The sequence below is a fragment of the Blastococcus sp. SYSU DS0753 genome (genome assembly GCF_054051175.1).
Map to the genome: position 1 here is coordinate 46,441 of NZ_JBJHAT010000020.1, position 12,648 is coordinate 59,088.

Here is a 12,648-nt window from a genome sequence, read left to right on the forward strand (position 1 = left end):
CGTGCAGCCCGCGCCCCCACCCCCGCGCCGGCCGGCCGGCCCGCTCCCGCCCTGGCCCCCGCCCCTCGGCCCGCCGCCCGCGCCGCCCACCGAGCCCGGACGGCGGCTCTCCCCGCGCGTCATCGCCGTCCACACCGCGACGTTCCGCCAGGCCCGGCAGTTCGTCCCGGCCGTCATCCCGATCGTCGCGGCCACCGGGTTCGGCGGCGGGACGCGCACCGTCGTCGCCCTCGTCATCGGCGTCACCGTCCTCTCGCTCCTCACCGCCGCCCTCAACTGGTGGCGGTTCAGCTACGCCGACGGGCCGTCCGCGGTCGTCATCACCCGCGGGCTGCTGGCCCGCTCGGTGCGCACCGTCCCCAACGACCGCATCCGCGGCGTCGAGGTGGAGGCACCCCCGCTGCACCGCCTCTTCGGCCTGGTGCGCGTCCGCATCGACGCCGCCGCCGGGGCGGTCTCCGACGGCGACGAGGAGCTGCTCGTCGACGGCGTCCCGCGCGCCGAGGGGGACCGGCTGCGCGTCGCCGTGCTCACCCACCGCGCCGCCGCCGCACCCGCGACTCCCCCGGACGGCGCACCGGCACCCGAGCCCGTCGAGGAGGAGTACGCCCGCCTCGACCACCGCTGGCTGCTCTACGCCCCCCTGGTCGGCACCTACCTCGCCGTACCGCTCGCCGCCGTCGGCGCCCTGTTCCGGCTGGCCGAGGAGCTGCCCGAGCAGCTCACCCCCGAGTTCGAGGAACCGAACCTCTCCGACGTCCAGCTGATCGGTGCCGGGATCGGCATCGCCGTGCTCGTGCTGCTGCTCGGGTCCGTCGTCGGCGCCGCCGTCGTCAACTGGCGGTTCCGGCTGGCCCGCCGCGGCGGCTCGCTGGTCGCCTCGCGCGGGCTGCTCACCCGCCGGCACACCGAGCTGGAGGTCGACCGCATCCGCGGCGTCACCGTCACCGACGGGCTCGGCATGCGACTGGTCCGCATCGCCCGCGTCAACGCGCTGGTCACCGGCCTCGGCGACGCCAGCGGCCGCGGCCAGCTGCTCCCCCTCGGTCCGCGTGCGGAGGCGTGGGCGCTGGCCCGGCGGGTCACCGACGTCCCCGGCGAGCTCACCCCGCACCCGCCCGCGGCCCGGCGCCGGCGGGTGACGCGGGCCGTCGTGTTCGGGCTGCTGGTCACCGCGGGCGGCGGTGTCCTCCTGGCCGAGCAGGGCTGGTGGTGGCTGCTCGCCGTCGGCATCGTCCTCACCGTGCTCGGCGTCCCGGTCGGGATCGCCCGCTACCGCTCCCTCGGGCATGTGACCGGGCCCCGGACCTTCTCCGTCCGCAGCGGCTGGCTGGTGCGCGAGCAGGTGGTGCTCGAACGCCGGGCAGTCGTCGGCTGGCAGGTGCGGCAGTCCTTCTTCCAGCGGCGTGCGGGACTGGCCACCGTCACCGCGTGCGTGGGCGCGGGCAGCGGCGGCTACGCCGCGCAGGACATGGCCGCCGACGAGGTCCCCGCGTTCACGCTGGCCGCCTCCGAGCCCTGGGCCGGCACGCTCGGCAGGTGAGCTGCCCGAGGTAAGGGAAGGTGAACCTTCCGAGACCGGCGGTTGTCGATCATGCCCCCGGGTAGCTGGCCCGGCGATGACGTCCTGGGGAGTTCAGCCGACGAGGCCACCGGTGTGCCGCACCGGCTCCCCGGCGCCCAGCCCGACGCGGCCGGCCAGCGCCGCCGCCTCCACCCGCGTCGCCACGCCGAGCCGGCGCAGCAGGTGGGCCACCAGCCGCTTCGCCGTCCGCTCCGAGACGTGCAGCGTCGTCGCGATGTCCACCGTGCTGGTGCCGTCGGCGATCAGCCGCCAGAGGCGCCGCTCGTCGGCGGTGAGCTGGTCGACGATGCTCTGCTGCCCGGCGGGCGCGGCGTCCTCCAGCAGCTGGCGCAGCAGCGCCTCCGGCACGACCGACCACCCGTCGAGGACGGCGAGCAGCGGCCGCACCAACGCCTCGGGGTCCGCCGTCTTCGGCAGGAAGCCCGCCGCGCCGGCCCGCAGCGCCTCGATGGCGGCGTCCGCCTCCGCCAGGCCGGAGAGCGCGACCACCCGCACCATCGGGTCCGCCCGGCGGATGGCGGCGATCGCCCTGGTGCCGCCGGGGGGCGGCATGTGCAGGTCGACGATCGCCACGTCGGCGTGGTGGCGCTGCACCAGCGCGGCGGCGGCCGAGGCGTCGTCCGTCGTCGCCACCACCCGGACCCGGCCCTCGCTGAGCCCCGGCAGCAGCAGGCCCAGCCCACGCGTGAACAGCGGGTGGTCGTCCACGACGACCACGTCCACCGGCGGCCTGCGGTCAGCAGCGGCCGCGTCGTCGGTCTGCCCCACATCACTCCTGACGGTCGGTGCGCCCCACGGTGCCACTGCCCGGCTCCCCTGAGGAGGTGCCCGTGACCCTGGCTGCCGACACGCAGACGTCGACGCGTAGCCGCGGACTGCTCAACGATCTCGTCCGCGTCCTGCGCGCGCACCTTCCGCACCCGCGCCGGAGGCCCGGATCCGATCCGGAGATCCCCAGCCCCGAGGACGCCGTCGTCCGTGCGCTCTGCCACGACATGCGCAGCCCGCTGGCCTCGCTCGAGGCGGTGCTGGGCTCGCTGGACCGGGCCCCCGAGCAGGCCGGTGAGCTGCTCGCGCTCGCACGGGCCCAGACCGCGCACCTGTCGTCGATGCTCCGCACGGCCGACGCCACCGGCGGCGCGGTCCGGCGGTCACCCGGCACCCGCCGTCTCCGTGATGTCCTCCAGGCCTCAGTCGCCGCCTCGGGGCTGCCCCGGTCGCAGCTCACGGTGCAGTTCGACGACGGTGCGGGGGAGATCGCCGTCGGGGACGCGCGGGTGCAGCGCATCCTCATCAACCTGCTGGAGAACGCCCACCGCCACGGCGACGGCGCCCCGGTGCGGCTCCGCGTGACCGCCCGCGCGGGCTGGGTCGACCTCTCCCTCACCCAGCCCGGGGTCCCCGTCGACCGCATCGTCCAGCACCTGCGGCAGACCCGGCCGCCGGTGGACCTCACCGGGCTCGGGCTGTGGTCGGTGCAGCGCCAGGCCGGGGAGCTGGGGGGCCGGGTGCTGTGGTTCCGGGACGGCGAGGACTTCACCCTCACGGTGCGGCTCCCGGACCGCTGAGCACGTCGTCGTCCTCCGGACGACACCGCTCGGACGGGCGGCCCTATCGCGCCGAGTGGGGCCCGGAGGGCTCCGTGCAGGCGCGATGAAGCGGCTCCACGTGGTCGGGGACGGCACCTGCCCGCGGTGTCGTCCGGAGGACGACCGAGCAATTGGCACCGGGGGGCCACGGGACGGCACCGGTGGGCCACCCGGGGCGGGCAGAACCTCGTCGTCACCGCGAACGCGGTGGAGCGACGACGCAAGGAGAGCCCGTGTTCACGCACACCCACGCCCTGCAGTACGAGGCCAAGCCCGACGGCCCCGACGCCGCGTTCGCCCGCCGGATGCAGGAGATCCTCGGCGGCCAGTGGGGCGAGATGACGGTCGCCACCCAGTACCTGCTGCAGGGCTGGAACTGCCGGCTGCCCGGCAAGTACAAGGACATGCTCCTGGCCATCGGCACCGAGGAGCTGGCCCACGTCGAGATGATCGTGACGATGATCGACCGGCTGCTGGACCACCAGCCGCTCAAGCCGGACTCCGCCGACCGCACCAAGGAGGCGGCCGCCGGGTACGGCGACGTCAACCCGCAGCACGCCATCGTCAACGGCGGCGGCGCCTACTACCGCGACTCCATGGGCCTGCCCTGGAGCGGCGGCTACGTGACCGCCAGCGGCAACCTCATGGCCGACTTCCACTACAACGCCACCGCGGAGATGCAGGGCCGGCTGCAGGTCGCCCGGCTCTTCAACATGACCGACGACCCCGGGGTCAAGGACATGCTGCGCTTCCTCATCGCCCGCGACCACATGCACCAGATGCAGTGGCTCGCCGCGATCGAGGAGCTCAAGGAGGACGGCCTCGAGGGCATCCCGGTGCCGGAGGCGTTCCCGCTCGAGGAGGAGCCGGGCAACTTCGGCTACACCTTCATCGACGCCTCCGACGGCCCGGACGCCGCCGCCGGCCGCTGGGCCTCCGGCCCGGCCGTGGACGGTCGCGGCGAGATGTCCGCCGCCCCGATCGAGGCGACCGCCGACGCGCCGATCCTGCCCCCGGGCGACCCGCGGCTGTTCCCGACCCCGCAGATGGAGGGTCAGTCGATGCTGCAGCGGGCCAAGGACATGCTCAAGTAGGCCCTGGCCCCACCTGCACCTGCGCCGTCGCCGTGCCGGCGGCCCACCCGCGACGGGTGCGGCCGCCGGCCCGGCGGGCCCAGCCCCTCCCGGAGGTCTCGTCGTGCACCCCCACCTGCACCTGCCCCGCCTGCCCCTGCCCGCCGTGCTGCTCTCGCTGGTGTACCTCGCCGCGATCGCCGTCGCGGTCAGCGCACCCGGCCAGCACGCCGTCGCCGGCCTGGTCGTCCTGACCGGCCTGGTCGCCCGCTGGGTCGTCCGCGCCCGCCGCCCCGAGCGGGCAGCCGCGCCCGTGGCGCTCGCCGTCGCGGAGAGCACCGGCACCGTGGACGCCGTCCTCACCGCTGAGCCCGCCCCGGCCACCGCTGCCTGACCCGGGAGCGCGAGGCGCGCGCCTCCCCGTCGGGGAAGCGCGCGCCTCCGGTACGACCGGGGCGGCCGGCAGGCGACGCCGGCGTCCCTGCGTCGAGGTGGAGCGATCAGCGGGAGCGCGGCTCGTGCGGCGGCGGCTCCTGCGACCCGGCCTCGTGGATCACCTCGTCGAGGTGCCCCTCGGCGTGCGCCGCGACCAGCCGGCTCTTCCCGGGGTAGCGGATCTCCTCCACCAGCTCCTGCATCACCGGCGACGGCTTCGGGGTGAACTGCGAGACGACGATCGTGACCACGAAGTTGATGATCATGCCGATCGTGCCGAAGCCGGTCTCCGGGATGCCGAAGAGCCCCTCGCTGTTGCCGTAGATGTCGATCGTCCACAGCATGTAGGCGACGGTCGTGCCGAGACCCGCCGCGAGCCCTGCCGTGGCGCCCATCGCCGTCGTCTTCTTCCAGAAGATGCCGAGCACCAGGATCGGGAAGAAGCTCGCACACGCCAGGCCGAAGGCGAGCGCCACCACCTGGGCCACGAAGCCGGGCGGGTTGATGCCCAGGTAGCCGGCCACGAGGATGGCCAGCGCCATCGCGATCCGGCCCACGAGCAGCTGGCGGCCCTCCGTGGCGCCCGGGTTGATCCGCTTGTAGTAGACGTCGTTGGCCACCGAGGACGAGATGACCAGCAGCAGCCCGGACGCGGTGGAGAGGGCCGCCGCCAGGGCGCCGGCGGCGACCAGCCCGACCACGGGCGCCGGCAGCCCGGCGATCTCCGGCGACGCGAGCACGATGATGTCGTTGTTGATCACCAGCTCGCCGGTCTCGGGCCCGTAGTCGATGACGCCGTTGCCGTTGACGTCGTCGACGGTGATCAGGCCGACGTCGGCCCAGGTGTTGAACCACCCCGGCGTGTCGTCGACGTCGGTGCCGGCGATCTGCTCGATGAAGTTGAGCTTGCTGAACGCGCCCACCGCCGGGGCCGAGGTGTAGAGCAGGGCGATGAAGAACAGTGCCCACAGCGCCGAGTACCGGGCCGCGCGCACGCTCTTGGCCGTGTAGAACCGGACGATCACGTGCGGCAGACCCGCGGTGCCGAACATCAGTGCCGCGGTGATCAGCACCATGTTGAGCATGGTCGTCTGCGTGAACGCCTCGGTGTACGCGGCGAAACCGAGGTCCTGCTGGAGGCCGTCGAGCTCGGACAGGATCTGGCCGAAGCCGATCTGCGGGAACGGGTTGCCGGTGAACTGCGCCGAGATCGCCACCACCGGGATGAGGTAGGCGACGATCAGGACGCTGTACTGGGCGACCTGCGTCCAGGTGATCCCCTTCATGCCGCCGAGCACGGCGTAGAAGAAGACGATCACCATGCCGATGACGACGCCGGCCGTGGTGCCGACCCCGAGGAACCGCTGGAACACGAGGCCGACGCCGGCCATCTGCCCGGCGACGTAGACGAACGAGACGACGATCGCCGCGACGACCGCCACGAGGCGGGCGGTCTCGGAGTACCGGTCGCCGACGAAGTCGGGGATCGTGTACTTGCCGAACTTGCGGAGGTAGGGCGCGAGCAGGAGGGCGAGCAGCACGTAGCCGCCGGTCCACCCCATCAGGTACACCGAACCGGCGTAGCCGTTCCCGGCGAACGCGATGATGCCGGCCATCGAGATGAACGACGCCGCGCTCATCCAGTCCGCCGCGATCGCGGCGCCGTTGGCCGGAGCCGGGATGCCGCCGCCGGCGACGTAGAAGCCGGACGTGGTGGACACCCGGCTGGCGTAGGCGATGTAGATGTAGACGCCGAACGTGAGGATGACGAAGACGAGCGTCCACACCTGGATGTCGCTCATGAGTGGTGGACCTCTTCCTCGTACTCGTCGATGCCGAACTCGGCGTCAAGCTTGTCCATCCGCCAGACGTAGACGGCGATGAGCACGACGAAGGTGACGATGGACCCCTGCTGGGCGAACCAGAAGCCGAGCGGGAACCCGAGGATCTCGATGCCGTTCAGCGGCTCGACGAAGACGATCCCCGCGCCGAACGACACCAGTGCCCAGATGACGAGCAGCACGCTCATCAGGCGGAGATTCCTCCGCCAGTACTCCTTGCGCTGCGCAGCGTCCACCCGCTCCTCCAGAGATCCGCTCGTGTGTGCTACATCACATGTGCGCGGAAAGGGAACCAGACCAGCCGAGTGGGGTCAAACAGTGCGACGAAGCTGTGACCTGGACGGACGTGGGGGGCGGCGCCGGCGGATGACGGGCTACCGGGACGACGCCGCACCACCTACAGTCCTGCCCTCATGGCGATGAGTGCACAGCAGTCGGGGCGCCGCGGCGGACGCCGGAGCCCCGGGAGCAGGCGCCTGCTCGGCGCCGCCCTGCTGGTCCTCTTCGGGGCCTTCCTCCCCTGGATCGCCACCGCCGCGGGCAACGTCGCGGGAGTGCGGGGCGCCGGCCTGTGGACGATGTACGCGGCGGCGCTCGGCATCGCCGGGGCGATCCTCCGGTCCCCCACCCTCGCCGCCGTGCACGCGGCGGTCCTGGCCGTGGTGGCCATCGCCCTCCCGCTGTGGCAGGTGCTGCGCCTGGCAGGCCTGGTGGGCTTCGCGGGGTGGGCGCCCGGCCCGGGCCTGGTCATGACGCTCGGCGGCGGGGTGCTCGCCGGGACCGCCGCCGTCTCCCTCTTCCGGGCCGGACGGGCCGCTCCCCCGACGAGCTGACCGGTCACCCGGCCGCGGTCCCGGGCCGGACCGCCCGGCCGCCCCGGGCCGGCCGACCCACAACGTTGCGCCGCCCGTAACGCCGCGAACATCCGGCGACGGTGCAATGGCTCATGGTCGCGATCAGCGCTCTGCCGTCGGGATGGTTCGCGGTGGCCCGCGCCGCCGACGTGGGGACCACGCCGGTGCCCGTGGGCGCCGGCGGGCGGGCGTACGTGGTGGTCAGGCTCCGGCCCGGGGGCGAGGTGAGCGCGTTCCCGGCCCGCTGCCCGCACCGGGCCGTGCCGCTCGCGGCGGCCACGGTCTCCGACGGCCGGCTGGAGTGCCCGCGCCACGGCTGGCGGTTCGACGCCGACGGCCGGTGCGTGGCCGTCCCCTCCCTCGGACCGGCCGGCGTCCCGCCGCCGCGCGCGGACCTGCCGGTGCCCTGGGCGGTGGAGGAGCGGCACGGCTGGATCTGGCTGGCCCCCGACCGCACCGCGCTCCCACTGCCGCCTCGCCCTGCCGGGCCGCCCACGCCCGAGCCGGTACCCCCCGCCCCGGCTCCGCAGGGGCCGCTGTTCGGCAACCTCGACCCGTCACTCGCCGCGGCCCGGCACCCGGTGGCCCTGTCCGGGGAGCTGCGGCCCGGTGGCTGGCTGCAGGTCCGGCTGCTCGGCCGCACGTGGACGCTGCGGCGGGACGGCGACGGGCTGCGCGCCGATCCGCCCGCCGCCGGGGTCCGCGAGCGGCGGGGGGTGGTCGAGCTCGCCCCGTGCACGCCGGACGACGTCCCGTTGGACGTGCCGGAGCACGCCGACCGGCGCTTCCTGAGCCGCTGGCTGGCACCCCGGCGCACCGCGGCCCCCGCGGCCGTCGTCGCCGACCTGCTGCTCGACGTCGCCCGGCTGCCGTTCGTGCACGGGGCCACGTCCGCGGCCGCCGACCACCCGGAGGTGCCGCCGTACGAGGTGGTCAGGGAGCCCGGTGGCTTCTGCTCCGTGCAGGAGCAGTGGTGCGACGACCCGCTGGACCCCGAGGTCGCCCTGGGCGGGCGGCCGCTGCGGCAGCGGCGCCGGGTCACCTACGCGTACCGGGCACCGTTCGCCCTCCGGGTGCGCCGCGACCAGCTCGACTCCGGCGCGACGACGACGGTCGTCACCCTGCTGCAGCCGGAGGACGCCGACTCCACGCGGGTGTTCACCCGGCTGCTGCACTCCGCCGGGTCGGGGCAGCCCCTGCCCTCCCGCGCACTGCTCGCCGAGCACGTCGCGGCCGAGCAACGGTCGCTCGACACCGACCTGGCGCTGCTGGCCGGCACCGAGCTCCCCGGCCTGCCGCTGGACCGCCGCGACGAGCTGCACCTCCCCGCCGACCGCCTCGGGCTCGCCCTGCGCGACGCGCTCTGCGACCTCCGGTCGGCCGGGCGCGCCTCCGCGGCCGCCTGACGCCGCTCACTCCGCGGGCAGCCACTCCCCGCACCGGGGGCAGGCGGTCGGCGGGTCCTCGTCCGCCAGACCGCCGCAGGCCGGGCACACCCGGCGCAGCCAGCAGGCCGGGTCGCCGCCGTCGTCGCCGGCCGCGCGCCGGCCCTCGTCGTCGTCCACACGCTTCCCCAATGCGACAACTCTGTTGCGGTCCACACACCGGTGCGGTGCCGGCGGGCGGCCGGGGTAGCCCCGGACGGTCGACCACCGTCCCGGAAGGACCAGCATGACCCGCCGCACGCGCACGCACCCGTTCGCCGCCCTGCTCCTCGGGGCCACCCTGCCCCTGGCCGCCTGCGGCGGGGTCGCCGACGAGGAGGAGTCGGCCAACCCGATGGAGGAGTTCGGCACGGAGGTCGACGGCGGCAACGCCGGGCCGGACGAGTCCGTCACCGGGGACATCACCCTCGCCGATGTCCAGCTGCCCTACCCCGACGACGGCGTCTACAGCGCCGGCGAGGACGCCCCGCTGACCTTCACCGTCACGAACACGTCCGCCGACCCGGTGACCCTGGAGCAGATCACCGGCGAGGACTTCGCCGAGGCGCGGATCAGCGGCGAGGAGGGGAACGCCACGCTGGAGGTGCCCGGCAACGACAACCTCTACGTCGGCGCACCCGATGCGCCCTCGGTGATGCTCGTCGAGCTCGAGCAGGACCTGCGCTCCTCCCAGTCCATCCCGGTCACCTTCAGCTTCGGTGACGGCGAGGAGGTCACCATCGAGGCGGTGGTGGCTGCGTCGAGCGACGACGTCCCCGAGTCCGACGAGGACCCGACCGGGGAGAGCTGATCCGCCTGCCGGACGACGCGCAGATCATCCCGGGGGGCGATGAAGCGGGCGCTCGGGCTCCCTAGGCTCCCGGTCATGGAGCGGTCGGCCGTCGTCGAGCGTCCGGCCGCCCGGCTGCGGACCCGGACGTTCGCCGTCGACGCCGTGCTCGCGGCCTGCGTCGGCGTCGTCACCGTGGCGCTGCCCGCCCTCGCCGGGAGCTACTGGCCCGCCGAGACGGGTGCATTCGTGCTCGGGGTGCTCCTGGTCGCCCCGCTGGCGTGGCGCCGGGTCGCCCCGGTGCCCGCGGCCGCGGTCGTCATCGCGGCCGGACTCCTGGAGCTCGTCGTCACCGACGACTTCCTGGCGGCCAACGTCGCGGCGCTGGTGATGGTCTACTCCCTGGCCGCCTACGCCCCGCGCTGGGCCGGGCGGGCCGGCCTGGCCATCGGACTGGTCGGTGCGGTCCTCGCCTCGGCCCGGTACTTCTCGGTCGGCTACTCGCTGGTCGACCTCGACGCCACGCTGCTCACCGCCGGGGCGATCGTCGTCTCCGTCGTGGCGGCCTGGGCGCTGGGTGACCTGCGGCGGGCGCGCGTCCAGCGGCTGGCCGCGCTCGAGGAGCGGGCGCAGCTGCTCGAGCTGGAGCGCGACCAGGAGATGCGGCTGGCCGCCACCGCCGAGCGCGCCCGCATCGCGCGGGAGATGCACGACGTCGTCGCCCACTCCCTGTCGGTCGTCATCGCGCAGGCCGACGGCGGCCGCTACGCCGGGAAGACCGATCCGCAGGCGGCCACCGACGCGCTGGAGGCGATCGCCACCACCGGCCGGCAAGCGCTCACCGACATGCGGGCGCTGCTCGGGGTGCTCCGGGACGGCGGCGGGGAAGAGTACGCCCCGCAGCCCGACGTCGCCGCGATCCCGGCCCTGGTCGAGGACGTGCGGGCCAGCGGCCTGGACGTCGACCTCATCGTGGAAGGGACGCCGCAGCCGATGCCCGCCGGACCGCAGCTGGCCGCCTACCGGATCGTGCAGGAGTCGCTCACCAACGTGCTCAAGCACGCCGGCCCCGCCGGTCGCGCCTGGGTGCGGCTGCAGTGGCGGCCCGACGCGCTGGAGCTCTCGGTGCTCGACGACGGCCGGGGGGCCTCGGCCGCGGTGGGCACCTCCGACGGCCAGGGGCAGGGGCTGCGCGGCATGCGCGAGCGCGCCCAACTGCACGGCGGGCGCCTGGATGCCGGGCCCCGGCACGGTGGCGGGTTCGGCGTGCACGCGGCGCTGCCCTACCGTGCGTCCCGATGAGCGCGATCCGGGTGGTCCTCGTGGACGACCAGCAGATGGTGCGGGCCGGGTTCCGCATGGTCATCGAGTCCCAGCCCGACCTCACCGTGGTCGGGGAGGCCGGGGACGGCGCGGCGGCGGTCGAGCTGCTGACCCGCACCCGCGCCGACGTCGTCCTCATGGACATCCGCATGCCGGGCACCGACGGGATCGAGGGCACCCGGCAGGTCACCGCGCTGCCCGAGCCGCCGCGGGTCGTCGTCCTCACGACGTTCGACCTCGACGAGTACGTGGTGGCCGCGATCGGGGCCGGGGCCAGCGGCTTCCTGCTCAAGGACGCCGCTCCCGAGGAGATGCTCGACGCCATCCGCACCGTGCACGCCGGTGACTCGGTGATCGCGGCGAGCTCCACCCGCCGGCTGCTGCAGCACGTCGCCCCGATGCTGCGCGGCGGCGGGACCGCGGCGCCCACCGGTGGCGACGACGCCGCGCTGGCCGAGCTCACCCCTCGCGAGCGCGAGGTGCTGGAGCAGATGGCCTACGGCGCGACCAACAGCGAGATCGCCGCGCACTTCTTCGTCAGCGAGGCGACGGTGAAGACGCACGTCGGCCGGGTGCTGGCCAAGACGGGGTCGCGCGACCGGGTGCAGGCCGTCGTCCTGGCCTACCGCTCCGGGCTGGTCGCCCCCGCGGACCTGCTCCGCAACGCCTGAGCCGGCGTCGACCGGCTCGCACCTGGCCGGCTGGCACCAGCCGGCCGGGCAACACTCCAGGTGCTCTGCCTCTGAGTGCCCCTGCACTCAGAGGCAGAGCGTGCCGAGGGGAACCACCTGCCAGGGACGGGAGGCCCGGCAGCGGCCGCGTCCACCCGCGGTATGACGGCCGGTCCACCCGGGGGACCACCGCGGGGTCGCGGTAGACCGGCCCCTGCTCCGACGCGGGGAGAGGCCCCCGGGCGGCAGCGTGATCACCGTCGATGATCACCGTTCCCGGAGGCCCGAAGTGCCAGTCCCCGTCATGACCGTCCCCGGCGAGCCGCCGGCGTCCCTCGCTGCCGCGGCCGTCCGCGCCACCGGCCTGCGCAAGACCTACGGCAACGGGGAGACCGCGGTCCACGCGCTCGCCGGCGTCGACGTCGCCTTCGCCCGCGGGGAGTTGACCGCGATCATGGGCCCGTCCGGCTCGGGCAAGTCCACGCTGATGCACTGCCTGGCAGGGCTGGACGCCGCCACCGAGGGGCAGGTCTGGCTCGGCGACACCGAGCTGACCAGCCTGCACGACGACGAACTGACCGCACTGCGCCGCTCGCGGATCGGCTTCGTCTTCCAGGCGTTCAACCTGCTCCCGGTGCTGCCCGCCCGCGAGAACATCGTGCTGCCGATGCAGCTGGCCGGCCAGCGCCCCGACCCGGTGTGGTTCGACGACGTCGTCGCCCGGCTCGGCCTGCGGGAACGGCTCGGGCACCGGCCGCACGAGCTCTCCGGCGGCCAGCAGCAGCGGGTGGCGATCGCCCGCGCCCTGCTCCCCCGCCCGGACGTCGTCTTCGCCGACGAGCCGACGGGCAACCTCGACTCCCGCAGCGGCGCGGAGGTGCTCGGGCTGCTCCGCTCCAGCGTCAAGGAGACCGGGCAGACCGTCGTCATGGTCACCCACGACCCGTCCGCGGCCGCCTACGCCGACCGCGTGGTCCTGCTGGCCGACGGGCGGCTGGCCGGCGAGCTGCTGCACCCCACCGCCGAGTCGGTGCTCGACGCCCTGCGCGGACTGGGTGCCTGA

General features: G+C 74.7%; 14 protein-coding genes. 10 read left to right on the plus strand and 4 right to left on the minus strand.

The window, feature by feature from the left end; genetic code table 11:
• Position 1 precedes the first annotated feature (1 nt).
• The gene (locus ACI799_RS14970; protein ID WP_456613390.1) at positions 2 to 1,543 is read left to right on the plus strand and encodes a PH domain-containing protein; all 1,542 of its coding nucleotides are present in this window, start codon (positions 2 to 4) and stop codon (positions 1,541 to 1,543) included.
• A 93-nt stretch (positions 1,544 to 1,636) separates the two neighbouring features.
• Here ACI799_RS14970 and ACI799_RS14975 read toward each other — a convergent pair whose 3' ends face one another.
• Positions 1,637 to 2,353 carry a response regulator gene (locus tag ACI799_RS14975; protein ID WP_456590252.1) on the minus strand — a complete coding sequence of 239 codons (717 nt, stop codon included), beginning with the start codon at positions 2,351 to 2,353 and terminating at the stop codon, positions 1,637 to 1,639.
• 62 nt (positions 2,354 to 2,415) lie between these two features.
• Between ACI799_RS14975 and ACI799_RS14980 the strand changes: the two genes are divergently transcribed.
• From ACI799_RS14980 to ACI799_RS14990, 3 genes are all read left to right on the plus strand, one after another.
• Entirely contained in the window at positions 2,416 to 3,153 is a 738-nt protein-coding gene (locus ACI799_RS14980; protein ID WP_456590251.1) for a sensor histidine kinase, read from the plus strand.
• 254 nt (positions 3,154 to 3,407) lie between these two features.
• The gene (locus tag ACI799_RS14985) at positions 3,408 to 4,268 is read left to right on the plus strand and encodes a manganese catalase family protein (protein WP_456590250.1); all 861 of its coding nucleotides are present in this window, start codon (positions 3,408 to 3,410) and stop codon (positions 4,266 to 4,268) included.
• Between the two features lie 103 nt (positions 4,269 to 4,371).
• Positions 4,372 to 4,641 carry a hypothetical protein gene (locus ACI799_RS14990; RefSeq protein WP_456590249.1) on the plus strand — a complete coding sequence of 90 codons (270 nt, stop codon included), beginning with the start codon at positions 4,372 to 4,374 and terminating at the stop codon, positions 4,639 to 4,641.
• A 106-nt stretch (positions 4,642 to 4,747) separates the two neighbouring features.
• Here ACI799_RS14990 and ACI799_RS14995 read toward each other — a convergent pair whose 3' ends face one another.
• Positions 4,748 to 6,484 carry a sodium:solute symporter family protein gene (locus tag ACI799_RS14995; protein ID WP_456590248.1) on the minus strand — a complete coding sequence of 579 codons (1,737 nt, stop codon included), beginning with the start codon at positions 6,482 to 6,484 and terminating at the stop codon, positions 4,748 to 4,750.
• Complete coding sequence (locus ACI799_RS15000; RefSeq protein WP_456590247.1) at positions 6,481 to 6,759, minus strand: DUF4212 domain-containing protein; 279 nt, start codon at positions 6,757 to 6,759, stop codon at positions 6,481 to 6,483. The genes ACI799_RS14995 and ACI799_RS15000 overlap by 4 nt, the downstream gene beginning before the upstream one ends.
• Before the next feature lie 183 nt (positions 6,760 to 6,942).
• On the opposite strand from ACI799_RS15000, the gene ACI799_RS15005 reads away from it, so the two are divergent.
• Entirely contained in the window at positions 6,943 to 7,356 is a 414-nt protein-coding gene (locus ACI799_RS15005) for a hypothetical protein (protein WP_456590246.1), read from the plus strand.
• Between the two features lie 113 nt (positions 7,357 to 7,469).
• A complete protein-coding gene (locus ACI799_RS15010; RefSeq protein ID WP_456613391.1) occupies positions 7,470 to 8,783 on the plus strand; it encodes a Rieske 2Fe-2S domain-containing protein in 1,314 nt (437 codons plus the stop codon).
• 6 nt (positions 8,784 to 8,789) lie between these two features.
• On the opposite strand, the gene ACI799_RS15015 is transcribed toward ACI799_RS15010, so the two are convergent.
• The gene (locus ACI799_RS15015; protein WP_456590244.1) at positions 8,790 to 8,954 is read right to left on the minus strand and encodes a hypothetical protein; all 165 of its coding nucleotides are present in this window, start codon (positions 8,952 to 8,954) and stop codon (positions 8,790 to 8,792) included.
• A 94-nt stretch (positions 8,955 to 9,048) separates the two neighbouring features.
• On the opposite strand from ACI799_RS15015, the gene ACI799_RS15020 reads away from it, so the two are divergent.
• The 4 genes from ACI799_RS15020 (at position 9,049) to ACI799_RS15035 (ending at position 12,648) form a co-directional block, all read left to right on the plus strand.
• The gene (locus ACI799_RS15020; RefSeq protein WP_456597393.1) at positions 9,049 to 9,612 is read left to right on the plus strand and encodes a hypothetical protein; all 564 of its coding nucleotides are present in this window, start codon (positions 9,049 to 9,051) and stop codon (positions 9,610 to 9,612) included.
• 75 nt (positions 9,613 to 9,687) lie between these two features.
• A complete protein-coding gene (locus ACI799_RS15025; protein WP_456597394.1) occupies positions 9,688 to 10,893 on the plus strand; it encodes a sensor histidine kinase in 1,206 nt (401 codons plus the stop codon).
• Positions 10,890 to 11,585 carry a response regulator gene (locus ACI799_RS15030; RefSeq protein ID WP_456590241.1) on the plus strand — a complete coding sequence of 232 codons (696 nt, stop codon included), beginning with the start codon at positions 10,890 to 10,892 and terminating at the stop codon, positions 11,583 to 11,585. The genes ACI799_RS15025 and ACI799_RS15030 overlap by 4 nt, the downstream gene beginning before the upstream one ends.
• A gap of 289 nt (positions 11,586 to 11,874) precedes the next feature.
• The gene (locus ACI799_RS15035) at positions 11,875 to 12,648 is read left to right on the plus strand and encodes an ABC transporter ATP-binding protein (RefSeq protein WP_456613392.1); all 774 of its coding nucleotides are present in this window, start codon (positions 11,875 to 11,877) and stop codon (positions 12,646 to 12,648) included.

Excerpts from the sequence above, each read along its gene's own strand:
- ACI799_RS14995 (WP_456590248.1), bottom strand. The coding sequence starts at position 6,484 with ATGAGCGACATCCAGGTGTGGACGCTCGTCTTCGTCATCCTCACGTTC.
- ACI799_RS15005 (WP_456590246.1), top strand. The coding sequence starts at position 6,943 with ATGAGTGCACAGCAGTCGGGGCGCCGCGGCGGACGCCGGAGCCCCGGG.
- ACI799_RS15010 (WP_456613391.1), top strand. The coding sequence starts at position 7,470 with ATGGTCGCGATCAGCGCTCTGCCGTCGGGATGGTTCGCGGTGGCCCGC.
- ACI799_RS15020 (WP_456597393.1), top strand. The coding sequence starts at position 9,049 with ATGACCCGCCGCACGCGCACGCACCCGTTCGCCGCCCTGCTCCTCGGG.
- ACI799_RS15025 (WP_456597394.1), top strand. The coding sequence starts at position 9,688 with ATGGAGCGGTCGGCCGTCGTCGAGCGTCCGGCCGCCCGGCTGCGGACC.
- ACI799_RS15030 (WP_456590241.1), top strand. The coding sequence starts at position 10,890 with ATGAGCGCGATCCGGGTGGTCCTCGTGGACGACCAGCAGATGGTGCGG.